This window comes from Stygiolobus caldivivus, assembly GCF_019704315.1.
GTDB classification, from domain to species: Archaea; Thermoproteota; Thermoprotei_A; order Sulfolobales; family Sulfolobaceae; genus Stygiolobus; species Stygiolobus caldivivus.
On the sequence record NZ_AP024597.1, the window covers coordinates 933,121 to 956,520 of the forward strand.

Here is a 23,400-nt window from a genome sequence, read left to right on the forward strand (position 1 = left end):
ACCCAGCGTATAAGGTCCCTACCTTAGAAACCTTTCAAGGAGCTGAAAAGCCTACAAAAACTATCTTGTAATTCCTTGGCAAAGCGGTATATCTCCTTTATAATATAACTTTTCGTCCTCTAAGTAAAACGTTTTTACCTCGACCCTGACCCCTTCTCTTAAAGCCCTGATGAAAGTCATTGAAAAACACTTGTCTGTATCGAAATTAGGAGAAAAGCAGACTGCATCACTCCTAAAAACTAAGACCAGCAGGAGTGCAGAGTACCGTTTGTCCCTACACTCTCATTTCAATCATTTTATCTTCATTCATGATCGAGTGTAGGGGCTTAGCCCTCAGCCACCTACCTAATTTTACGGTAGGCGGGTCATGGGGCTCCTTCGAGCCCAACGGCACGGGGCTCACATGTCCAGCTCTCTTCAAGAGGTTATACAGAGCTACTACGTCCCTGTGCCACAGCTCACCTCCTTTCTCACACCTACCCACCCTTAGAGCAGTGCTCCCATTGGGTGGGTAGAGAACATTACAGCCGTGTACTGGGCATGTGGAAGAAGTATATGCTGGGTTGACCAAAATCACTGGAACACCGAACTCCCTAGCCTTCTCGATAATAGCGTTCTTCATGGAAGAAAATGCGGAACGGTAAATTCTCAACCTAAGTTGAGAGTCCCTCACGTCCTTAACCATGTGCTCTGGAGCTCTCTTAGGTAAGTCCTCCAAGATTATAACACTCCTGCTTTCAAAAGCCTCCATAACGACCAGCCTAGCCAACTTCCTCCTGACGTCCACCTTCTTATCCCTCTCCCTTAACTTCCTTAACTTCCTCCTAGTTTCCCTGTCCTTAGTAGACTTACCAGTAGTAATTTTCCTCCTCCTATACTCATAACCGAGAGTGGTCTTCTTCGTCATAGTCTCTAAAAGTACTGGTTTCCCGTGAACTAGGAGTGATATAGCGTTTTCATTTAAGTCCACTGGAATGTAGCCCTGAGGAGTGTATGGCTTTGGTTCATCCTTCTTAAAGACGATGTAGAGTTCTATTACGTTACCCTTTAAGAGCTTAAACCTAGCCTCACTTGCAACACTCCAACCACTATTGTAGTACCTCCAGAATATTTTAGGGAAGAGCGGGGATAGGGAAACCCTACCGTGTTTTGTAACTATCGTTATTTTATCAAGGCTGAACTTCCACACGTGGTCATCTAAGTGTACTGTGACCCTCCTTATCGTCGGCTTATCGGTATAAGCCCTACCCCTCTTTTTCATTTTCTCAAAGCTGTCCAACCTTTCACTGGCGTCTTCACAAGCCGTGTAGATGTAATGTGACGGTAAGCCCTTATGTCTCTCCCTCTCCGCTTTGTATATACCCGCTTTGATCTTAGTGAACGAGGTAGTGTTGTTCCACAACCCGTACTCTATCGCATCACCTAATATCTCCGTGTACTCCTCCTCAACCTCTTTCAGCTTCTTGTAGGTCTCGTAACTCACTTTAACCCTCAGCTTTACCGTCCTCTGCATTTAACTCACCGATGACCTTTTTTACGCCCTGAATAAACAGTGTCTTCTTATGGCTTCTCATTCCGTAAATTTTTCCTGCAAATGAGGTTATGATAGAGATCAGGTCTTCTACGAGTTCCTGTGTTGCGTCCTTAGGCTCTTCACCAAAAACTACCTCAATTCTTACCCCCATTGCTGAGAAGAACTCCTCCAAGTATTCGAACCCGAACCTAGTAAGTCTGTCCTTGTATGTTATTAACACGACGTCTATACTTCTGCTCTCTACCAATTTGAACAGCTTTAGCAGTCCCTTCCTCTGCGTATTTAACCCACTAGCAATGTCCTTCAACACTTCAACTACCTTATATCCCTTTGCCGTTGCGTAGTTTGTTAAGTAGTTTATTTGCCTCTCCAAGTCCTCCTTTTGATCAGCTGATGACACCCTAGCATAAATTACTGCCCTACTCTCCTCCCTCCTCTCTAGGTATTTCTTAACCTCGCTGTAAGGTATCCTATACTTCCCACCCTCAGTTGTTACCACCCTAATCTTGCCTTCCCTTATCCACCTCAAGAGTGTTGAGTATGAAATTCCTAACAGTTGGCAAGCCTCCTTAGGTCTCAGTAGTCTCTCCACAAATTTAGTTAGAAATAAATGAACATAAAAAGATTTCTATTAACATAAAAAAGGATTCAGCCCTCCTTCTTAAGCTCTATTAACTCTTCTAAATGTCTCTTCCCCCTTTTAGTTGGGGCGTCCGGGAACAGTGCCTTACCGTCCTTAACAAGAGTACACCCCTTCACTTCCACAAACGTATTATCGAACATAAAGTCTACCCTGCTCTTCCCTATCTTGACTTCCGCTTTGGCACCAGCTGGGAGGAACTTCCTCGCTACCTCATTGTGAATACTCGAGTCTGTTAACACCCACTCTTTACCGCTCCACGCCGCGGTGACCTGACAACTCGTCTTCCTCTTGCCTTGTGTTTCCCTTATGAGGACTTTATTTCCACGGTAAATGAGCTCTTTGAGCCTGCCCGGGTCGTGGAGGTGACATAACCTCCCTGACTTGGTTACCACCAAGAAGCGGTTAGGTCTCGACTCCACTACCTCTTCTTTCAACGGAGGGAAAGTGTAGACTAACATCAACCGTGTGGGGTAATTGTCCCCCTTTTAAAGTTTATATTCTACTCTTACTAGAAATATTTATGGTATCGAAAGATGAGGTGAAAAATGCTATACTGAAGATCACAGAAGGGAGGGGCGATATCGAGTTTACAAGGAACGGGCTGTACCAGCACACTGGTAAGTCAAAAAAGGTGGACGATATCCTTGAAGAACTTATAAAAGAGGGGTTTATAAAGGTGTCCAGGACTGCAGGAAGGGCTAAGTACTACGTATTAAACATAGAAGGGGCTAAACCGGTAGGGGAAGAGAAAGGGGTCAAGGGGGGAGATAAGGGCGATATGGAAGGGGTAAAGAGGGCGTTGAGGGAAGTATTAGAGGAGTACTTTGGTAAGCCTAAAGACTTCAAAGACCTAGATAGGGTATACGAGGAGATGAAGGACGATTTAGGCTATGTACAAATTAAAGACCTAAGGGAGCAACTCGGGTTGACCTTAGAGCAATTTATGGCTAAGTTCAGGGACTACGTCGTGAAGAACTACGAGTTAATCCCCGGCGGAAAGGAGGGGATAATAAACAGTGGGGCCGTCTACGGTATAATAAGGAAGAAAAAGGTGTAAATATTTATGCCGTGTGAGTTCGCTGATTATTCAGTAGCTAAATATGAAGACGAAAACGTGAAATTAGCAGGTAGGCTTTGGGTCGCTACGCTAAAGGAAATAAAGGGCGTAATTAACGAAGGGAAGGACGTCGTGATAACGATAGTGGGAAAGCCCGGGATGGGTAAGACCACTGTACTTAACGCTGTAAAAAAGGACCTGAAGGGCCACTTTATAATCTACTTAGACTTGGTAGGGAACAGCCTCTTGTCCAAGACCGCCTGGTACTACATCGAAAACACAAACCTCGTAGAGCTCATCAGGAGTAAAGCTTACAGTGTATTGGAAGGACATAAAAAGGACATAGGTTATACCTTCATGGCTTCTCTGAGTAAGGAATTTAACAACTGGTTAAAACACCTTTGCGAAAAAAGGAAGTGGCATGACGAATGGGGGTATGCGGAGAGGGCTTACTGTATGCAGTACGATAGGGACATAAACGGGGTCATCGCGTTAATAAACGACCTGTCCAGGTTAGGTAAAACGGGGGTATTGTTAGACGAGCTTAAGGCTGATCAGGGCGTACTATATGAACTACACAAGTTAATCAATGAAGTGAGAGTCCCTATAGTAATTACCGCAGTCCCTGAAGTCATTACAGAAATAAAGGACAAGGCTTTACTTAGACGGCTGAACGAGTTTAAGAGGGAGCTGATACTTACCGAAGAGGACAAGAAGGAGATACTGTCTACTTATTGTCCCGATTACGCTGAGGAACTTTTCTCCGACCAACAGATCCGCCGATCAGATACTGTGAGCTCCCTCATCGATATAGCGAGGATTACCGTCAGGTCGGCGTTAGAAGAATGTGAGGACGAGGAATTTAATAAGGACAAGTGCGTAAGGGAAAAGTTAACTCAGAGGGATGAAGTCGCAGACCCGCAGGACGCGTCCAGGAAGTTAGAGGTGGCTATTAGGAGCGGTTTGCTGGAACTAAAGGACAAATTTAACATTAAATATGTCCACAAGACGGGTAGGAGGATAAATGAAAAACACGTAACTGTAGATATTTTCTTTATAAAAGATGACATAGCATATTTAGGTGATGTGAAAATAAGCAATGACTTGACACTGGATAACATCAGTAATATGAAGAAGTTGATAGACTATGAGAAGTACCAAGGCTACCCGGTCAAGAAGTTCCTTGTGACCAACGTGACTAACGTCGACCTACCGGGGTTTAAAGTCGTCCCGGTGGACCTCGAAACCATTAATAAAGTAGTGAACGGCGACGTAGATAGACGGAATAAACTAGTAGAGGAGATTTTGCGGGAATTGGGTTGAAGCGTTATTTAGGCCTAAGTTAAGGCAGACGTTATCGAGAAGTCCCTCAAATAATAGGCGATCACTGCTTAGGATGGACAAAGGCGACATGCTGTAAGGGCAGAAACACACGGTTTTTAACCTAATGTATTAGTGTTTACGTTTAAAGCTACGAAATCGACTTCTTTATACATGGGAGTTAAGGAGGTAAAGCCTTGGGGTGTTAACGTACCCTTTATAATCCTCTCAATAGTCTATTGGGCCTTAGGCGGACTTTCACTCCGCTTTGACGTCTCGTTGCACCCTTACTTTATGTTACTCGGTGCGTATTCCCTCTTCTTCGGCATGGTGCAGAGGCTCTTTTTCCCCGCTACAAAATATTTCCCGCTACAAATATTGACCCTAGTCCTCCTAGCAGTCCCCATGTACTATTTCCAAATTTTTGCGTCTTTAACACTATCACTTACCGAGGTATGGGCACTAATCGACGTTAAGAGATACGGTGGTAAGTCCCCTGTAAACATTTTAGTCCTATCCTCACCCCCTCTGTCTGTAATAGCTTGGCTCCTACATCAGGACCTCTGGGTGATGATAATACCCCTACTCACCTATACCTTGGGTGTCAATATAGGGGTGTTTACCTCGAATTTGCGTACCAGACCGTTATTCGGGGTAAAACAGATCCCCCTCTTGGCAACGGTACTCCTCACCGCGGTGTTTCACTGGTTATATTACGTTATAGGTATAATCTACCTCTTAGCTATCTTTAGGTTTACTGTCGGAAAGGGTAACTTGAGTGCATATATCACATTATTTTCCGTCTCCGTCTCACCCCTCATGAGCTTGCTCTTAGGGGACGTATTTCACTCGTTCTTTGTGGGAGTGATGTCACCTTTATTCTTCTCTTGCATTGTTTACTCCACCAGCAGGTACAATTACGGCTTGGTCTGGGTACCCGTACTCCTTTCCTTCGCTTCTTATCTCTCTAGAGACGTTAGCTTAGCACTCGCAGGTCTAATTTGGGCTTTAGCTTTCCTTTCCTTCCTCTATTTAATAAAGGACAGTTTTACACTTCACACAATAAGGTATGGAGTCTCAAGGCTAAAATAAGTGATTATACTTTGTCAGGTATTTAAGGGCTGAGGTCTTCTCGTTAATACACTCACTGTTTAAGTCGCCTTGCCCTTTAAACTTTGATTGGTCATAATGACCTCAGTACCTAATTGTATGAAGTATACCGTAACAGTCTGTCATAGTGAATTGGTTAGTAACAGTATGTCACGCTCAAGATGTTTTAGAAACATAAGGGCGTAGGCCTCGTGATGTCGGGTTCGAAGCAGGTCCGTGATAGGTCATCTTTAGCTTATTGATTAAGGGCTAAGCTACGTATACGCTCATAAAAATTGGAGTTGGTGGAGATTAAAGCCTGAAGTAGCAAATGGACTAAAGTGCAGTACGGCGTGTTCTCCTCCTCGGAGCATCTTCATCGATGCTTACGTAATCTAGTTCTCTTTCAGCGTTTATCTCCCTAATAGCGAGTTTAATAGGCTTGTCTATACTAATTTCGACCTCTCCGTGTTCAGGGTGGTTAATCTTAACTTTTTGGGAACTAATAAGGTAATACCTATATCCATTTCTGTTCGAAGGTATATTACGGAACGGAATTTCAAATGGGTCACGCGGTACTATATCCGCTATAGTAAGTAGGGGAAACTTGACCTTCACCGGTATAGTCCCTACAACAACTTTCATTTTAATTTCTGTATTTGGCGGGAACAAGTTGACAAGATATATCTGGTGTTCTCCGTATCTTACTTCTAACCCTTCAGGTCTTACGGAGTTTCTGACAACCTCAGATACAGTCTCCTCGTTTAGGGTAATGAACGGGTCTTTGAAAATTAGGACTTTCCAGTTTCCTGCCTCCTTTATGTGAGCAATAGAGTTACCTAACAATGATTCAAGGTCTTTAATGTCTTCTTCGCTAGGTGACGTTATAGTGATGGTGGTGTTATCATTTACCTCTACGTTCAAATCTAACATTTCCTCTAGAATTCTACCCAACTTTTCCAATGCGGTCTTCTCTATTCTTTTCTTGATCTCCTTCTCTAGGTCAGTCTTTAACTGTTCTTCGTTGTTGAAGGCAATGTAATCAAATATCACCTCACCTTGGACTCTTACCCTCAAGTTCTTAAAATTATTAGGCAAAGAGTAATTCAACTCCCATATGTGTTTATCAAAACCGAGAGTCTGTCTTATTGCCTCTTCGCTTGAATTTAAACTTAGTATGGCATGGGATCTTAGTACAAAGGCCTTGTTATTATCCACGCCTATAACGTAGCTGCTCCCTTTTTTAGGGCAAGTCACGATTATGTACTCTGACAGGAGGGAAGAACTGCAGTTACCCTCACGTATCTTGTCCATCAGGCCGATGAATGCTGAGTACATGCCTTCGTTTGCGAAATTAGAATAAATGTAAACCATTTTTTTACCATTAAGTATTTCATAAAGTTCTTCTAAGGCTAACATAATTTTGATGTTGAAAAACATTTTTATATTTTTTATTGCGTGTTAAGTCCCTCTCGGTCTAACCTAATTTTTATCCGAGCAATTGGTATTACCGCCTTAGTTTTACGGGACGTAATATTTATTAAAACGGAAACAGAAATATTATCCCATGCAAAGACAGATAATAAGGGAGGTATATAAAGAAGATAAAAGAAATTATATTGATGCCAAAGAGTTTGCTACAAAGATAGTCTATGAAAAAATAAGAGAGGTAGACTGAATAAGGAGCACAAAGTCTTAGGATAAAGATATGAATAATATTTTTTGAGGTTTCATACATTTTTAATTCATTGTAATCTTACCTATACATTCATTAAAATTATTACAGTTATAGTCACTGACCCTTTGCCTTAACAAACAAAAATACTATCTAATACTAGTACTGAAATATCAGTCTGATCTTCTAATCTAAATATTAAATGACTATTTCTTCTATTCTTTTGTACTGGTGGAAATTGGAAAACTTTTATTAATAAAATTTCATGGATTATTATGTGCTAAGGGAAATAATAACAATTTTGGTGTTCCTCTTCTCAATTATACCCTCTCTTAATATACCCAGTTATGAAACGCCATTCTCTCCACATTACCAGTTTTACGGAGGTACTCCTTCAGAGTGCCTCCTTAGCAGGTTAGGCGAGTCTGTAAAGGCCCCTATAGGTATAGCGGACTACGGGATATCACCAAACGGTCCTTTTATTAGGAACACTACCCAGCTCATGGGTGTGGTGAAGATCTACAGCCTTAAGGCCAGTTCCACCGCGTCCTATGCCCCAAACTCGATCACGTTTCAACTCAACGCTGTTATAAGTTACCAACACGACGGTAAACAATACGCGATTTGGGTCCAGAACGTACTGCTTTACGACACGAAGACCCGTAATGTCGTCTTCGTCGACAACCTATGGAATTTCACGTCTTTACACGCTAACGTAACCGGAGTAAAAGGTTCGGGTAACATTAGTGCAGCGGATATACGTAACCACTATATTACCTTTTATTACGATTATGCTGAGACCCCCGGGTCTAATGTAACCGTGTCTTTGCCCGCTGAAATAATGTTACTCTCGAACGTCACCACTAATTTAAAGGGGGAACCGGTGGTCTGCTTCTGGTATAATGACGGTTATGGGTGGCAAAAGTATGACGAAGTGACCCTAACGAACGCACCCGGTTCTACTAATGTCTATTTCCTTATAGACGGTTACAATTACACAGGTAATAAGGAGTATTATGACGCGGAGTTTGTAATTGCCGGTCCCGGGGACGGGTCTTGTGTAGATGTTACAAGTTCCTATTTAACTCTCAGGCTGGAGTACTGGAACGGACATAATTTCCAAGAGGTCAGGAACGCGTTTAATTTCGGTAGTGATACGGGAGAGACAGCTTGGGGGGTTAAGACCTCATTTTACACATCTGCCAACGGGGAGCCCGAAGTTTTAATCACGTCCGGGAAGCAAGTCCTTACCCAGTTATGGGAGGACGACCAAGTCTCTACCCTTGTAATACATACTAATATAGTACAAGGTAATATAACAGTGTTACCTGAACACTCCCTAAACTCGCCTAATTACTCTGTGTATTCTGTACCTTTTAGGGGTGGTGAAGCCGTCCTCACTATAGTCCAAGGTGAGTTCGGGATCATAGTGTCTAATAGCTCAGGGGTGGCGGGAGAAGCTAACGTGGTCATAAGCAGTCCCGGTATTTACACTGTGTCTATAACACAATTCAGCGTCAAGGCAGAGGGAACGGTCATGGTGCCAAATACGGGTACAGAGGTGGAATTCCCCGTGAACATAACCGCTGAAGGAGTAGTAAGGCTCTCTGTCACGTCTAACGGTAACCTGTCTATATCTTATCCCCTGTCGGTGTCGGTTAACGGTTCTCTATCACTCCCCATAACGGTCTCGGCTAAGAATTTGACTCCAGCTGTCTACGACGTTATAATTAACGTTACTTTGCTCCCGGGTATATGGAAGGTAGTGTTCGTAAAAGTGGTGGTAATCTCCGACAAATACACGTTTAACTTAACATATGAGAGTAAAGGGGACATGCCCAGACCGTATGTAGTACTTAAGTTCCCTAACGGTAGCTCTGTTAATCTACAACTACCCGTAAGTACGGTAGTACCCAATGGGACGGTATATAACGTAGAGAGGGTTATAGATGAGGGAGATGTGAGGTGGGTCACCCCCAACTCCACTGAGGGCATAGTAAACTTCACCACTACCTTGTCCATCGAATATTTTATGCAGTTCCTCGTTAACTTTACCTTTACTGTAAAAGGTGATAAAGGATACGGTATCCCTTATATACAGTATTGCTATCTGGGGCACTTAAACGACACAGCCCCCGGCTTAGTATGGGCTGACGCCTATTCAAAATACTCCTATCCGGAATGTCTGCCCGGGTCAGGAAATGGAGAGAGGTGGATATCTTTTAACTACTCGGGGGTTATCAGTAAGCCCGGAGAGGTAATTAACACCTATTACTATAACCAGTTCTTCGTTAATGTAAAAGAATTACCTTTTCCACTTTACGCGTTAATCAACGGCAGTAATACCACCTTGGTATCTGGATGGTATAACGCGAGTGACGTAATAGAAGTAGAGAACATTACTTACTACCCGAAGAGCGGGGAAAGGTATGTAATATTATCAGTTTCACCTCCAGTCATTAGGGTAAATTCTCCCGTCAATATTGACGTTAATTACGTGAAACAGTACCTTGTCACGGTAGAGAGTGACATCCCGCTTTACGCGTTGGTTAATGGCTCTAATATTACACTAACGACGGGCTGGTATGGTTCAGGAGATACGATACACGTGGAGAACATCTCCCACTACCTTAATTACCTAACTAGGGAGGTTCCGTTAAATATTACTCCTAAAGATTTTGTAGTTGAGTCCCCAGTAACAGTAAAGGTAAGGTCGGTTACCCAATATTTTATAACCCTCATATCCCCTATCCCGGTGAAATTGGACGTTAACGGTAGCCCACAAGAGGCGTTGGGAGGGCTGTGGCTTGACTCTGGTTCCAGAGTGACTATACTGAACTACTCTTTTTATATGTCGCCCTTCGAGAAGTGCATAATAACTGAGATCAGCCCCGAGACATTTAATGTGAGCTCCCCGGAGACCGTGGTAATAGAGACTGAAAAGGAGTTCCTAGTGGTGGTAGACAACGTGTCTGCTTGGTACCCTTACGGCTATAAGCTTACCCTGAACGCCCACATCCCGTTCTATGAAGTAGGTAAATTCGTAGGTAATTTTACGGTACCCGTCGGGTCAGCTATCACGGTAAGGGGCTTTGTGGAGGAGCATTTAGTGGAGTACATTAATTACCCGCTGATTGGGAGGGCCTCATCAGTACTGGTTATAATACCAGTTTTGTGGTATTTAATCAAGAGGGTGAAAAAACATTAAGTAGCCACATGGCACTCCCGTAGAGTTTATTGGGAAAAAGGGTCGCACGTATAGTATTTATCGAAAATCGTGACAGCTGAGTATTATTACCCTCAACACTTACGAGAATACTTACGTTTAACCTTACGTTAAACCCTGGTAAGTCACTAACTCCTAGTCATGAAGAATAAACAACACATAATCTAAACTAGTATACCAGGTCGGTTGATAAAGGGGGACGTTGCTATTAGTGTAGGGTCAAAAAATTCTCTAGATGAGGGAACTGATGTTGGCCTTTAGTCCCTGACAGAGTATGAAACACGTCGACTCAGGGATTTACGTAAAATGGTACTCGGGATTACCTTCCGTCTCAGGGCCGTTAACGTCGCCTCTTTTTATGTGAAATGTATTAAAAGGGGGTATAACATACGATCTTCACATGAAGAGGATCACGCTTCAAGATTACCTCGACTTTGTCAAAGCCCATGGTGAAGTCGCCTTTGGCGATAGTAAAATAAAGTTGGAGCCCATAAAAGTTACACGGCTGGTACCGGAGGACGGGGAACTAACTGATGTCTCCACGACTGTATGGAGCTTCCCGGAAAGAGGGAGTTGGGCTACCCATAAGGGAGATTATAGGGGAAATTTTGCACCGCAAATACCGAGGGCCGTAATACTAAAATACACCAAGCCCGGTGACCTAGTCTTAGACCCGATGGTAGGTAGCGGTACTACTTGTGTTGAGGCGATATTATTAGGTAGGGACTGTATAGGTGTTGACATCAACATTAATGCCGTAATGCTCGCGTTTCACCGGGTCTATTGGCTAGAGAAATACTTGGAGGAGTGTAAAGACTGTGAAAGTCTCAGAAAGGCTAAAGTAGAACTCTACTTGGGCGACGCAAGGGACTTAAAAGGAGTGGAAGATAGTTCAATAGACCTAGTGGTCACTCACCCACCTTATTTTAACATAATAGACTATATGAGCGGTGTAGAAGGTGACCTATCAAACGGGAATAAGCTTGAAGACTATATTAAGGCGTTGAGCGACGTAGGCAGAGAGGTCTTCAGGGTGCTGAAAGACGGAAAACAGTTTGCCGTACTGTTAGGTGACACCAGAATAAGGAAACATTACGTCCCTATAACGGCTTATGCATTGATGAGTTTCTTAAATTTGGGTTTCGTGCTCAGGGAGGAGGTCATAAAGATCCAGCACAAGATGAAGACTACCAGAGAAGTGTGGATAAAAGCCAAGAGGGACTTCCTCCTGATATACCACGAGAAGATGTTCATATTTGATAAAGTAGTCTCAGAAAAAGAGTTGGGTAAGTACAAATACAGTTCAAGGGCTTTTCTCGATAAGCTGGGGCTAACGTGACCGCTAATTTACACAAGGGTCAAAAGGCTTCCTCCTAGTTCCTTTCTGTTACATAACCCTTTCCCTTAAGAATATCCTCAATATGAATAAGGAGAACCCTAAAGATATGACAGTTAATATTGCAAAAGAGTTCCTGATACCGAAGAAGTTGACTACAGAAGAGATGATAATGGGTATGAAAGAGCTGAACCCCATCATAATAGCTGAAAAGTAACTGTTAGCCACGCTCCTTTCCTCCACAGGGAACCCCCTCGATAAGGAAATCAGTGATACCGGGTAAGTTAAACCGTGCGGTATCCCGAGGACTATCAATGCCAGTATGTAAACAGATAAATTAGGAGCTAGGAAGACCATTAAGAGGCCCGTTAAGGTTAAAGACGTTGAGATCCACACCGGGGCCCAAATGTTTTTGGGAGGTGATATAGTCAGGATTAGCCTACCCAAAAACGATGTAGCGAAAAAGACACCGAACAGTGCGGTAGCCAGAGAATAGGAGGCTTTAAACTGTTCAACTGCATATATCCCACCGAAAGTCGTTAACATACCGAAAGGGATACCGTACATTAGGTTCAAAGACACGGACAGTTTAAACTCGTCTTTTTCCCAGACCCTCACCCTCCCGTCCTCTTTCTCAGTACCCTCTTGGGGGAACTTAATTAGCGGTGAGATAATAGCGACAAGGATAGCGAAGACTGAGAAAGGTAAGAATGCTTGAAATAAGGAGAACCTTAGTAATATTGCGGACTCTATCAACGGCCCTATTATAAGGGAAGTACTTAGAGCTAAGGTGTAGAGGGAAAGCATCCTTTCTCGCAGCCTTTGGTCTTTAAAGAGGCTCGCATAAGTCATTATATTTGGCATTAAGAGGCCCATTGCGAAACCTAAAACCGGGGCTAAAAACCAGATGTTGAGGGAATCGGCGAAGAAAAAGAGAGGAAAAGTTACGGCGTAAGCAACCGAGGATATTATGAACGCTTTTCTCCTCTTGGTACTCTTTAGTCTCGAGTTTAAAAAACCGCTTGATATGAATGAGAAGATCGCTGCTAATGAAGAGATTATCCCTATCAGGATGCTCGGGAAGTGAAAGTAATATTCAGCTATTAGAGGTACGGTAGTGATCAACATATTATTTGAAGCCCTTAAAGAGAAAGTAATAGCGATTATAATGAGGGCCGGAATTATCGGTAAGGGTCTCTTCATATTATACTTTAGATATATCGTTAAATAAAAAGTTTCAAGCCATACAGTCTAGGCCCTAAAGATTAGGTAAACAAAGGCCTTATTGTCGATCTGTAAGTTATGGGTTCAACCAGGGTTAGGTAGTTTTCCTTCATATACTGTGGGTATAAGTTTTAGGAAAAATTTGGGCTGCTATTACTTAAATGACGGTTTGATACGGAATAATTCTCTTGTTCAGTAAGTTAATGGTTTAGAGAAGGAAGTATATTATTCTAGATAAGAACCTTTACACTAGCAATTCCTAGGGTATTTATGCAAGAGTCTGATAATTTCATTTTTGCCATTTAATTTTTAATAACGTAATTAATAATAAAAAGGTAACTTAATTAGATAAGATTCTAACTATTTTTTGTGTCAGGAGTTGGTATGGCGGTTCTAGGTTTTTTATTATTTTTCTTATATCATTACTTAATCTTAATTTTTCTCTAATTCTACTGTAACCGTAGAGTTCTTTGTTTATTTCATTAATCAGCACGTAGAGATTTTCTATTATATCAAAAAACAAGTTAGTGTATAACATTAATATTTCCTCCAGTATGGATATTACTTCACTAAACACTGTTACTTTTTCAACCTTTGTTATAACTTCAGATAACTTACTCCTAATTTCATGTAGGGTACTTATTATTTTATCACATAGAGAAACAGTTATTTCAATCTCCTTTCTCCTCAATTTACCGCTACTTCTCAACAGATTCATCTTTAACCGAATTATTTCTGAAAGCGATATGTCATTAAGTTTTTTAATTTCTTTGAGCATTGTTAGTAGCTCTTCCGCTTTGCCTTTAGAAATGACAAAATTCTTAGAGCTTTCAAGTAAAGCCATATTAACTTCATATTGATTTGTAATATTCTCTAGGAACTCCATATCTCTTTTAGATGGCTTTAATGAATTAATGTTTGATAACCTTTCACGAAACGCATACACTATTATTGGTAAATTTAATGACCTTGATTGTCCCCTACTCAAATCTTGATGAACGACATTTAATGTGTAACCCACGATATTTTCTTTTCCTCGAGATATTAATAAGCGTTTTTTACGGGATAAATTACTACAGAACGGTATTTTAATATTAGATGTATAATAATGAATTGGTATAAAAATAATAATGAGTTAAATTAAGGGTTATAACGGTCTAATAAACTACCAGAATCAAAAGAAAAGCTAGTAATTTGCAATTATTATCTCTTTTACTAAAAATCGATTATAATAGAAGTGTGTAGAGATACAAAGCTAGTATATATGCACCAATTGTAAGTATAGGTATCACGACTTCATATATAACCCAATTTCTTACTCCTCTCCTTAATAACATAGACCCTATACCGGAAGCAGAGTGAAGTATAAAGAAGAACGTTAAAGGCCCGATTAGTATTATGTGGAGTTGCAGGCTATTCCCTCTGTTCAGGAGACCAAAAGTCAAGGCGGATATCACAGTCGACGTTTGCGGACCTGCCCCAAAACCCGTTACCCCCTCTAATGTTGCGAGGACTAATAGGAACCAAGCCGTAAACCTCTGGAAAGAAGGTGTATAAATAGAATCCTTGAAATTTGGGCTGAAAGCCTTTCTTGACAAGGCTACCAACACTACGCCCGGGACTACCAAGGGAGTAAAATAAGGTGAAACGGAAGCCAGTACAGTGCCCGTGAGTAACATTATCCTATTTCTTAGCGACATCTGGATACCCCCGGGATTCCCAATAACCTAAATAGTCCTTATCTGTAACGTGGATCCTGACCAACCATTTGGTATAACAGTATCCCCACCACCTTGGGACTGCCAACCTAACCGGGTAACCGTGGGGTCCCGGTAAAGGCTTCCCGTCAACCTTATAAACTATTAAAGTATCCTCTTCCATAGCCTTATACAAGGGTAGGTCAGCCGTATAACCATCAGCACCAAAAGTCACTACTTTAATAGCGTTAGGTTTTACCTCGGCCATATTTAAAACGTGCTTCAGGGGTACCCCGGTCCATTCAACATCAGCTTTTAGGAAATACGAGTCGGAAACACATTGGATCGTATCCCTCAGGGAGATGGAAGGCATCTGTGTTAAGTCCTGATAAGTCAATTGGAGGGGGTTGTTGACTTGGCCATCTACAGTCAATACATAGTTACTTAGAGACAGTGAGGGAGTATAATCACTGTACTGGACTACGTACCATGAGGTAAATGGGGTGAGAGACTTGTTAGTGTGGGGAGATAAGACTCCGTTACTCCCGAGTTTCCATAACGCAATTAACGATGTGGCTACTACCATCGCTTTTAAAAAGTTCCTCCTGCTAGCCAACGAAGGCATGTGAGAAAGGACGCTAATTGGAGAAATAAGTTTTTACCAGATTTTTACATTCAGTTACACATAGAGGGCCAAACCCTACTTTCCATAACCACACATGCCAAGGTATATCAAAGAAAAGGCCCCTGCCTTTTTGAAGACTGATTGAGTGTAGTGTAATGTCGTCACTAGGATATTTACATTATCTCCGTTAACGTTAGGACGCATAAAACATTTTCTTAGCATCTTCTCCTCCTAGAGATTTTTATTAATTAATAAATTTATACCTTAATGACAGCACAATGAGTATATTCAACACACCGACGATTGTGCATATCAATAAAACTGTGAGAGTAGACATGTAGTTAGGGCTTTAAAGGTCAGAGTAAACATAAGATCGCCATAAGTTATTACTACAAAAAGGATCTGGACTAGCTTCACCTCCCCTTCATCCATAACTAAATTAGTCAAGTGAGGGCTAAACGAATTTGGAATTCTTTAGAAAGTTCTATAAATCAAGAAAATTTGGGAAAATTAATATAAATAATTAAAGATTACTAGCTACTGAAATGAAACTAAGTAAACCAATATTAGGAGCAATAGGCGGTGTAATTGCAATAATTGCAGTAGTGATCATAATAGTTGCTATTGTACACCCGGGATCAGGAAGCGCAACCGTTTCCAGTTCATCATCAAATGGCATGAACTACGGTTCTATGGGAAGTTCCAGCAGTGCAGGTGGTTCTAGTACAAGTTCAACAAGTAATGGGATGGGAAGCTCTACGACTAGCTCGTCCTCTTCGTCAAGCCCCGGAGGTTATCCGTGGGGAGGGTGATTCATAAGGTGACCGTCGGATAGGAAGTTAATTCATTACTTTTTCAAGCTTTGTCAGGGACTAAAGGATAAGGCAGATTCTCTTTTTTAGAGGTTTTTTGGCCCTACACTAACAGCACTGCCCTTTATTAACTGACCGGGTATAGAGTTAAAATATTTATATTAATGTCATAAAGTAAAATAACAGCTGTCCATTTGATACTCAATATAAACATGACTAATAATAATAATAAAATAAAGTTATATAATTCAACTAGATCAAATAGTAAGCTAAAAAGGGGATACATTAACCCTTCACTTTACTTTCCTTCTGGAAGCATGGGACAAAATGTACACAGAGGGGATAAACAATACACCTATAAGGAAAGCTATTAAAGCTTCATCGAATAAAATGCCTGTAGTACCTCTCAACACATTATATTCTCCAAATGCGAAGAGGAAAGCGGAGACCAGTGAGAAGACCTTAGGTATTCCCTTAATAATTTTCAAGGTCGAGAGAGCAAAGATAAGTAGGCTAAAGTATAGAAACGTTACGGAAGGGACCAAGAGCGTATTGTAAAAAAGTGAATAGTTAAGGTTTCCTAGGAGAGTGAGTGGAATTATAGCAAAATTAAGGAAAAACATCTTCTTGGTGCTAGCCATAGGTCTTAGCAAGTTATTAATTGCAGTCAACTCAGCTAAGATCAGGCCGTAGTTACCCCACGTGGAGGCGATCACGGTATATGGAGACGGGATCAGAAACGTGCCATAGAGTAAAATTATAGAAGAAATAAGGAATGAGTATAAGATAAATGGAGAGTCTTTGGATTTATCTCCCTTAGCAAACGTGGATAAAGTTATACATACTAAGAGAAGAGAAGAGGACAATATGTTAATAAACAGTGAAGTAAGGGGAGGAGTAGTCCCCAACCCGACTTTCCAACCCAACGGTAACGAGAACAATATCTGGAAAGAGTATATTAAGGGGAACGCGTAAAGGGGATCGGTAAACGTAACGAGAGAAAACACGGAAACCGGGATTATAACAGAGAGTATTATAGGTAAGGTCCCGTCTAAGTTCAAGACGTAGTAAGGGATATAGATAGAGGTGTAGATTACATATAAGTAGTAGCTTATCAACCATGTGAACAAGAAGGCCTTAGAAGCGACAGGCCCTAACTCTTTAGTGTAGAGGTAAAGTCCTTGTTGTCCCCATGCTCGCCTCACTGAGTAATATGTAATAATAACTATGGATAGGGAAAGTAAGATCGACGGTAATACTACGAATAATGATAAGTGTAGAGTAGAAAGGATCCCGGGGGCTGTTGTTGAGCCTATGAAAGTAAACAGTATTAATCTCCTCAACGTGTCTTGTCTTGACATCAAGAAATCCTTGGTACAGGTTAGAAATAAAGATTTACCTAAAAGATTGGGGGAACGAGAACTCCTCGTCTGAAAACCTAATTAATTAGCTTATAAAGAGCAACGTAATTAGTGGGGGGTACATATACGGGATAGGAGGGCAGTAACTTGTCCCTTGTTATCTAGCTAAGAATTAAAATAATTTTCCTCATTCTTTTTTAGATATCTCCTTAAAGTGAGTTTGATAAGAACCTTAAACTGACGTAAAATTATCCTTAGGTAGTAGATACCTCTTATTGATTATTTATTTCAATTATTAATTAAAAAGGAAAGTTAAAAAAATTCTGATATTATTAATTTTAACTTAATTTTAACTCCACTTTATTCTCTACCTCCATTGCGAAAAGGCAGTGGCGATTCGTGTTTCTTTTGCGATTTCCATTTGTCTAAGTATAGTTAAATAATAGCTATATATTAATTAAATATAATATATATAGTGTAGTAATATTAATACATAGTATGTGTAAAAGTAAAGGATGAATGATTTATAATTTAACTAGAATAATTTCGCATACACTTTACTATTAGCCCGCGAAATATACTAATTCGAGAGACGATATTTCAATTTGCAGTGAATATGTTAGTGGGTTCAAAAGTAAAATTTTGCGGTAAAATCGTGTGTACCCTTAGAAAAACTAATCTGGTTAAGACTTCAGTTCTCATTATCTGTCTTAGGATAGTATAAGCGATATAATTTAGAATGTAAAGTTTTCTAAATACGCTTTTACTCATTTGACTGTGACACGGGCACCTAAAACCGCTCAAAGACCCTTAATGTGTTAGGTAGAAGATCATGCCATTAAGAGTCTCATAATCTATAAATACTGAACAGAGTATACACAGTAAGTATCGAGTTTTACGTAATAAAAAATTTTAAAATTACTAACGACATAAAAAAATCACTTTTTATTAATTTATATTCTTATCAGTTATCAATATAACAATTATTCATATAATACCGTGGGATTCAAAACAATTAGTTATAGTATATCTTTCAGCTAACATAAAAATTCTATCAAACTATGGTAATAGAGTAAAAAATAATATACATTTTTATACTAGTAAAGACAACTCATTATATTAATGGAAAACCTAAATAATTATGTAGGAAATTTAAGCCAATATACAGTTTCGATGATGAATAAAATAGGTTATTCAAAGTGTTGGAAACTAAGTACGAAACTCATTACAAACCCAGAAGCGTTCCTAAAAACATTGCTTCAAGATTACCACGCTGTAATTGTGGTAGTTGGGAGCAGAGAGAATGAGGTAGTCAAAAGGATATCACCTATAATGGGTAGTAATAGGATACCGATCTACCTCTTCACGGACTCATCACTAGATGAGGAAAAGTTCATACTCTGCGTTAAGGAGTAAGGAATTATCTGCTTTTTAATTACGCCCTACAAATATTATTATATGCATGAGTGGTCTGTAGCTGAGGGAATTTTAAGGAGCGTCATAGAATGGGCTAAAGAAAACAACCTTGACTCCGTAAGAAAAGTAAAAGTCGCAATACCGTCCTTTACTTTTTTAGAACTAGATATCCTTAAGGAGGCTTATGACACACTGAAACGTGGGACTGTACTGGAGAAGAGTTCGTTGGAAGTCGTATATAAAGACCCATTATTTAAGTGTAGAAACTGCGGTAACACATTTAACCTGAACCAGGTCTTAGGAGAACTAAACGAGGTAAGGGAGGAATTCGGTGAAGAATACCCTTTACACCTGGTGCCGGGCCTAGCACCGGCCTTCATAAAGTGTCCCAAATGTGGGTCAAACGACGTGGAAGTAAGTCCTCAAGACATAACAATTGAAGAGGTAGAAGTAAATGGAACCGCTGGAAGCTCTGGCTAGGACTAAGCTCTCCAACAAGAGAGTTATAGCAGTAATGAGTGCAAAGGGAGGAGTAGGAAAGAGTATTATATCCGCCTTACTCTCACTCTCTTTTTCTTCCTCCAGGCAGACAACGCTAATTGACCTAGACATACATACTATGGCTTCTACGAAGCTATTTGGTTTAGAAGGGAAAGTCCACGAGGTTAACAAGAAGGGGATAGTACCGTTTTCGTTCGGTAAGTTAGGTGTAATAAGTTTAGGGGGAATAGTCAAGGACCGATACGTAGTACTGCCCGGTTCAAACACTAGGGACGTAATGCAGTCACTTATCGCGTATTCAGACGTAGGGGAGATAATAGTGTTCGACCTACCCCCGGGGTTAGGAGACGAAGTTCTCCTGTTAGAGCATTTGACAGACTTTACACCTATTGTAGTTACCATACCTTCTAAGGTTTCCGTCAAAGTCGTAGAGTACCTTTTGAGGTACCTAAAGGAGAGGGGGAAGAGACCGGTCTTAGTAGTAAACATGGCGTATTTCGACTGTAACGGGAAAAAAGCGCGGCCTTTCGGCGGGATGGATTATGTTAAAAACGTAAGCGAGAAATATGGGCTAAGCTTGGTCGAAGCGCCTATAGACCCGGAAATAGAGGACTATATAGGTAGGATTCACGAATACAACGGGGTGGTCAGGAGTAAGATAAAAGAGGTAGAAAATTTAGTAGGGTTTCCCCCATATAGTAGCTCATAAAGGGGGATGTCGTAGTGATATCCCTCGATGAAATAGTTCGTTTACAATTGTCAATTAGAACAATTCAGAACAGTCTACTACTCTTTATATCGCAAGATTATATATATTAAAAAACATTTAATTTTAATGTAAAATTAGGACATGAAATACTGTTATAAGATTTATTAGATAAGATATTTTTCATGAATTTTTAAGCTTCTTGGCCACTTGAGCCAACCTCTTTCCTTGAAACCTTGCAATTTTTATTTCGTTTTCATCCAGTTCCTTTTTAGAGCTTAGGTGTGTAGCACCGTATGGGCTTCCTCCAGTAACAGTGGACGAAATCTCCGTTATAGCGTATCCGAGGGGGACTATTATCATCCCGAAGTGATACGCATAAGTGGACATAGTTAGTATTGTAGTTTCATGTCCTCCGTGTATTGTAGACGCTTCAGTGAAGAAGGTTACAGGTTTACCGTAAAGGTCCCCCGCTCTCCACAAGGGTGCTGTGGTATCTAAGAACGTCTTCATGCCCCCTGCCATATTTCCGTATCTTGTGGGAGAACCTATGGCTATCCCGTCAGCCCATTTAAGGTCTTCTAGGCTCACTTCAGGTATATCCTTTGTGTTATCAAGTGGGACATGGAACTTTTCTATTAATTCAGGATAAATGGTCTCCCTTACCTTTCTAAGCCTTGTTTCAGCTCCTTCCTCTTCCGCTCCCTTCAATATCTCCTTAGCTAATTCTACTATTGACCCATAACCGTAGAACAAGACAAGTATTTTTACGTCCATATCATTAAAGGAATCGAAGTTAATTTAAAACTTGATCCACCGTATTTATACCCTGCCAGTGTAAAAAGAGCAACAGTAGCTTTAACTTAAGGTATATACTTGTATGTGACGATAAACTCGGGTTTTAGCACTTGGCTGAGTTAAGTAATATTATAATATCCAAACTACTTAAGCGGGCAGGGCATTTGCTCGTCCATTAGGTTTTAAACCCGATTGAACTTAACCAGTTTAAAAAGCAATGTTGCTGGCAAAACCGTCAAGCGTATTGGGTCAAAAGCCTTGATCTTCCACCTCAGGTGAACTAACGGCTTTTTCGTAATAGGTGTTAGAGCGTAGTATCGTTACTAGGGTATTTATATTTCTCTATTAACATTAGGACGCATAAGACCTTTTCTTTTCCCTCTATGGAGATTTTCATCAATTAAAAATCTAAACCCTAATGTCAGCACTCTCACTATGATAATTATAATTTGGAAATTAACAAGATTTATTAAGGGTTAAGGCTGTTAAATTACTTTGTGAACGTTCTTCAGAGGTTGGGCTATTTTGAAAAGTGGTTTATTCTAGGTATTATAGCGGGTATAATAGCCGGTATGGCCGCTACTGTATTTTATACTTTACTACACTTGTTTGAATTTATATTTATCCGTAAGTTTATAGGTATCTCTTACCCGGAGCCTATAGGAGAAGGGGGAAAGGTCTCCTCCTTTGTTTTTCACCCCGGGGACTACTACCTAATACCCGTATCAGTTGCTATAGGTGGGCTACTTTCCGGGCTCATAGTCTACACGTTCGCACCTGAGGCTGAAGGTCACGGTACAGACGCTGCGATAAGGGCTTACCACTACTACCAAGGAAAAATAAGGTGGGTAGTAGTGCCGGTGAAGATCATAGCTTCAGCAATAACCATAGGCTCCGGAGGGAGTGCAGGGAGAGAAGGGCCTACTGCGCAGTTCTCAGCAGGAATAGGGTCTATCTTAGCCGACCTATTAAAGCTCCCCCCAGAGGACAGACGAAAAATGGTAGCTGTAGGTATCGGGGCAGGAATTGGGACCATCTTTAAAACACCCATAGGCGGAGCCTTACTATCTGCCGAAATACTTTATAGGAGAGACCTTGAACCTGAGATATTATATCCTTCTTTGATAGCTTCAGCAGTAGGTTATGTAATATTCGGCTCAATATACGGCTTTACACCGGTCTTCGGATATTACTCAGAAGTGTTCGACCCCCTCAGACTACCGTTATACGCGGTACTAGGAATAGTTAGCGGACTCTTGGCAATACTCTATGTAAAGTCATTTTACGGTGTGAACTCCATTTTTAAAAAGCTAAAGATCAGTAACTATTTCAAGCCCGTGATCGGAGCGTTGATAATGGGGTGTATAGCGTTAATAGCACCTGAAGTAATGGGGACCGGTTATGGATGGATAAACTTAGCAGAGTATGAAAAGATCAATGTATTTTACTCCCCCCTTATACCCGCCCTGTTACTCCTTGCCCTACTCCCTATACTCAAGATTTTGGCTACCTCCTTCTCCATAGGCTCAGGAGGTAGCGGAGGGGTATTCGCACCGGGGCTCTTTATCGGGGCTTTTGTCGGAGCTGACTTAGGCCTCATCTTTCACTATCTATTCCCTAACGTAGTCCCTACGATAGCGCCATTCGTTATAATAGGTATGGCGTCGTTTTTCGGTGCTGCAGGGAAAGTACCGCTATCGGTAATAGTAATGGTCACCGAAATGACAGGTAGTTTACAGCTCCTACCCGGGACCATGATAGCCGTAGCCCTTTCATACTTAGTTTCAGGGAATTATACGATCTATCAAGCCCAAGTCCCTACCAGAAGGGACTCCCCAGCACATAAACTTGAGTATGAAATACCGTTGCTGAAAATGGTGAAAGTGGGCGACGCTCAGCTCTCCGACATTAAGGTAAATATAGATGATAATGTGGGCACAGCTATATCTAAGATGCTCGGGAACAGTTTCATGAGTTTACCCGTAGTAGACGGTAACAACACTTTTATAGGAGTAGTGTACTTAAGGGACTTAGAAAAGGCAAGCATAGATGAGAGTATAGGTAAATACGTAGTCAGAGGGGCACCGTATGTTAGACCGGAATCTACTTTAGAAGATTGTTGGGACATAATGGCTAGGCTTAGGAGCAGATGGGCATGCGTGGTAAAGGACGGGAAGTACTTGGGTGTATTAACTATAGATAACTTACTAAAGGCATATGAAAAAAACGCCAGTAAACTAAAACAAGACTCTTCTAATAGGACGACATAAATTCTCTCTATGCAAAGATACTATACAGAGGAACCAGACGTCTGCTCAGGTCTACTCATAAGGGGTTTGCTGGAACAAACCCTTATTCCAACTAATTATACACACTTGGA

The 23,400-nt window shown here is 41.0% G+C and carries 20 protein-coding genes and 1 pseudogene; 10 read left to right on the plus strand and 11 right to left on the minus strand.

What is annotated here, in order from left to right; translation table 11 throughout:
- Window positions 1-60: 60 nt before the first annotated feature.
- The 4 genes and pseudogenes from KN1_RS04830 to KN1_RS04845 all read right to left on the minus strand — a co-directional run.
- On the minus strand, window positions 61-252 hold the full coding sequence (locus tag KN1_RS04830; RefSeq protein ID WP_221290557.1) for a DNA/RNA nuclease SfsA: 192 nt from the start codon (window positions 250-252) through the stop codon (window positions 61-63).
- 22 nt (window positions 253-274) lie between these two features.
- The gene (locus KN1_RS04835) at window positions 275-1,513 is read right to left on the minus strand and encodes an RNA-guided endonuclease InsQ/TnpB family protein (protein WP_221289676.1); all 1,239 of its coding nucleotides are present in this window, start codon (window positions 1,511-1,513) and stop codon (window positions 275-277) included.
- A complete protein-coding gene (locus KN1_RS04840; protein ID WP_221289677.1) occupies window positions 1,485-2,126 on the minus strand; it encodes an IS607 family transposase in 642 nt (213 codons plus the stop codon). Before KN1_RS04840 ends, KN1_RS04835 begins: the two co-directional genes overlap by 29 nt.
- A gap of 59 nt (window positions 2,127-2,185) precedes the next feature.
- A pseudogene (locus KN1_RS04845) lies at window positions 2,186-2,635 on the minus strand (DNA/RNA nuclease SfsA); the annotation flags it as partial.
- A gap of 62 nt (window positions 2,636-2,697) precedes the next feature.
- Between KN1_RS04845 and KN1_RS14670 the strand changes: the two are divergent.
- From KN1_RS14670 to KN1_RS04860, 3 genes are all read left to right on the plus strand, one after another.
- The gene (locus tag KN1_RS14670; RefSeq protein ID WP_225905784.1) at window positions 2,698-3,234 is read left to right on the plus strand and encodes a hypothetical protein; all 537 of its coding nucleotides are present in this window, start codon (window positions 2,698-2,700) and stop codon (window positions 3,232-3,234) included.
- 6 nt (window positions 3,235-3,240) lie between these two features.
- Entirely contained in the window at window positions 3,241-4,557 is a 1,317-nt protein-coding gene (locus KN1_RS04855) for a hypothetical protein (RefSeq protein ID WP_221289679.1), read from the plus strand.
- Between the two features lie 171 nt (window positions 4,558-4,728).
- Window positions 4,729-5,646: a hypothetical protein gene (locus tag KN1_RS04860; RefSeq protein ID WP_221289680.1), complete on the plus strand. Its 918-nt coding sequence runs from the start codon at window positions 4,729-4,731 to the stop codon at window positions 5,644-5,646.
- Between the two features lie 333 nt (window positions 5,647-5,979).
- On the opposite strand, the gene KN1_RS04865 is transcribed toward KN1_RS04860, so the two are convergent.
- Window positions 5,980-7,062 carry a hypothetical protein gene (locus tag KN1_RS04865; protein WP_221289681.1) on the minus strand — a complete coding sequence of 361 codons (1,083 nt, stop codon included), beginning with the start codon at window positions 7,060-7,062 and terminating at the stop codon, window positions 5,980-5,982.
- Window positions 7,063-7,595: 533 nt separating this feature from the next.
- Here KN1_RS04865 and KN1_RS04870 point away from each other — a divergent pair.
- Window positions 7,596-10,526, plus strand: coding sequence for a thermopsin (locus KN1_RS04870; RefSeq protein WP_221289682.1), 2,931 nt, complete (start codon window positions 7,596-7,598; stop codon window positions 10,524-10,526).
- Window positions 10,527-10,944: 418 nt separating this feature from the next.
- Complete coding sequence (locus KN1_RS04875; protein WP_221289683.1) at window positions 10,945-11,883, plus strand: TRM11 family SAM-dependent methyltransferase; 939 nt, start codon at window positions 10,945-10,947, stop codon at window positions 11,881-11,883.
- A 48-nt stretch (window positions 11,884-11,931) separates the two neighbouring features.
- Here the strand turns inward: KN1_RS04875 and KN1_RS04880 are convergent, their stop codons facing one another.
- From KN1_RS04880 to KN1_RS04895, 4 genes are all read right to left on the minus strand, one after another.
- Window positions 11,932-13,083, minus strand: coding sequence for an MFS transporter (locus KN1_RS04880; RefSeq protein ID WP_221289684.1), 1,152 nt, complete (start codon window positions 13,081-13,083; stop codon window positions 11,932-11,934).
- Window positions 13,084-13,444: 361 nt separating this feature from the next.
- A complete protein-coding gene (locus KN1_RS04885; protein WP_221289685.1) occupies window positions 13,445-13,990 on the minus strand; it encodes a hypothetical protein in 546 nt (181 codons plus the stop codon).
- Between the two features lie 340 nt (window positions 13,991-14,330).
- Window positions 14,331-14,804 (minus strand): hypothetical protein, encoded by a 474-nt coding sequence (locus KN1_RS04890; protein WP_225905785.1) that lies wholly within the window; start codon window positions 14,802-14,804, stop codon window positions 14,331-14,333.
- The gene (locus KN1_RS04895; RefSeq protein WP_221289686.1) at window positions 14,788-15,426 is read right to left on the minus strand and encodes a molybdopterin-dependent oxidoreductase; all 639 of its coding nucleotides are present in this window, start codon (window positions 15,424-15,426) and stop codon (window positions 14,788-14,790) included. The genes KN1_RS04890 and KN1_RS04895 overlap by 17 nt, the downstream gene beginning before the upstream one ends.
- A gap of 545 nt (window positions 15,427-15,971) precedes the next feature.
- On the opposite strand from KN1_RS04895, the gene KN1_RS04900 reads away from it, so the two are divergent.
- Window positions 15,972-16,238, plus strand: coding sequence for a hypothetical protein (locus tag KN1_RS04900; protein WP_221289687.1), 267 nt, complete (start codon window positions 15,972-15,974; stop codon window positions 16,236-16,238).
- A gap of 293 nt (window positions 16,239-16,531) precedes the next feature.
- Here KN1_RS04900 and KN1_RS04905 read toward each other — a convergent pair whose 3' ends face one another.
- Complete coding sequence (locus KN1_RS04905; RefSeq protein WP_221289688.1) at window positions 16,532-17,599, minus strand: hypothetical protein; 1,068 nt, start codon at window positions 17,597-17,599, stop codon at window positions 16,532-16,534.
- A 1,122-nt stretch (window positions 17,600-18,721) separates the two neighbouring features.
- Between KN1_RS04905 and KN1_RS04910 the strand changes: the two genes are divergently transcribed.
- From KN1_RS04910 to KN1_RS04920, 3 genes are read left to right on the plus strand one after another with little or no spacing between them, the layout of a single operon-like run.
- On the plus strand, window positions 18,722-19,015 hold the full coding sequence (locus KN1_RS04910) for a hypothetical protein (RefSeq protein WP_221289689.1): 294 nt from the start codon (window positions 18,722-18,724) through the stop codon (window positions 19,013-19,015).
- 42 nt (window positions 19,016-19,057) lie between these two features.
- Window positions 19,058-19,495: a hydrogenase/urease maturation nickel metallochaperone HypA gene (locus tag KN1_RS04915; protein WP_221289690.1), complete on the plus strand. Its 438-nt coding sequence runs from the start codon at window positions 19,058-19,060 to the stop codon at window positions 19,493-19,495.
- Window positions 19,470-20,225, plus strand: a complete 756-nt coding sequence (locus tag KN1_RS04920) for a P-loop NTPase (protein WP_221289691.1) — start codon at window positions 19,470-19,472, stop codon at window positions 20,223-20,225. The genes KN1_RS04915 and KN1_RS04920 overlap by 26 nt, the downstream gene beginning before the upstream one ends.
- 180 nt (window positions 20,226-20,405) lie before the next feature.
- Here the strand turns inward: KN1_RS04920 and wrbA are convergent, their stop codons facing one another.
- Complete coding sequence (gene wrbA, locus KN1_RS04925) at window positions 20,406-20,999, minus strand: NAD(P)H:quinone oxidoreductase (RefSeq protein WP_221289692.1); 594 nt, start codon at window positions 20,997-20,999, stop codon at window positions 20,406-20,408.
- A gap of 518 nt (window positions 21,000-21,517) precedes the next feature.
- On the opposite strand from wrbA, the gene KN1_RS04930 reads away from it, so the two are divergent.
- On the plus strand, window positions 21,518-23,290 hold the full coding sequence (locus KN1_RS04930) for a chloride channel protein (protein ID WP_221289693.1): 1,773 nt from the start codon (window positions 21,518-21,520) through the stop codon (window positions 23,288-23,290).
- Window positions 23,291-23,400 lie beyond the last annotated feature (110 nt).

Bases quoted from the DNA above. Each gene is read 5' to 3' on its own strand.
- KN1_RS04835 (WP_221289676.1), bottom strand. From the start codon at position 1,513: ATGCAGAGGACGGTAAAGCTGAGGGTTAAAGTGAGTTACGAGACCTAC.
- KN1_RS14670 (WP_225905784.1), top strand. From the start codon at position 2,698: ATGGTATCGAAAGATGAGGTGAAAAATGCTATACTGAAGATCACAGAA.
- KN1_RS04855 (WP_221289679.1), top strand. From the start codon at position 3,241: ATGCCGTGTGAGTTCGCTGATTATTCAGTAGCTAAATATGAAGACGAA.
- KN1_RS04860 (WP_221289680.1), top strand. From the start codon at position 4,729: ATGGGAGTTAAGGAGGTAAAGCCTTGGGGTGTTAACGTACCCTTTATA.
- KN1_RS04865 (WP_221289681.1), bottom strand. From the start codon at position 7,062: ATGTTAGCCTTAGAAGAACTTTATGAAATACTTAATGGTAAAAAAATG.
- KN1_RS04875 (WP_221289683.1), top strand. From the start codon at position 10,945: ATGAAGAGGATCACGCTTCAAGATTACCTCGACTTTGTCAAAGCCCAT.
- KN1_RS04880 (WP_221289684.1), bottom strand. From the start codon at position 13,083: ATGAAGAGACCCTTACCGATAATTCCGGCCCTCATTATAATCGCTATT.
- KN1_RS04885 (WP_221289685.1), bottom strand. From the start codon at position 13,990: ATGGAGTTCCTAGAGAATATTACAAATCAATATGAAGTTAATATGGCT.
- KN1_RS04890 (WP_225905785.1), bottom strand. From the start codon at position 14,804: ATGTCGCTAAGAAATAGGATAATGTTACTCACGGGCACTGTACTGGCT.
- KN1_RS04895 (WP_221289686.1), bottom strand. From the start codon at position 15,426: ATGCCTTCGTTGGCTAGCAGGAGGAACTTTTTAAAAGCGATGGTAGTA.
- KN1_RS04900 (WP_221289687.1), top strand. From the start codon at position 15,972: ATGAAACTAAGTAAACCAATATTAGGAGCAATAGGCGGTGTAATTGCA.
- KN1_RS04905 (WP_221289688.1), bottom strand. From the start codon at position 17,599: ATGTCAAGACAAGACACGTTGAGGAGATTAATACTGTTTACTTTCATA.
- KN1_RS04910 (WP_221289689.1), top strand. From the start codon at position 18,722: ATGGAAAACCTAAATAATTATGTAGGAAATTTAAGCCAATATACAGTT.
- KN1_RS04915 (WP_221289690.1), top strand. From the start codon at position 19,058: ATGCATGAGTGGTCTGTAGCTGAGGGAATTTTAAGGAGCGTCATAGAA.
- KN1_RS04920 (WP_221289691.1), top strand. From the start codon at position 19,470: ATGGAACCGCTGGAAGCTCTGGCTAGGACTAAGCTCTCCAACAAGAGA.
- wrbA (WP_221289692.1), bottom strand. From the start codon at position 20,999: ATGGACGTAAAAATACTTGTCTTGTTCTACGGTTATGGGTCAATAGTA.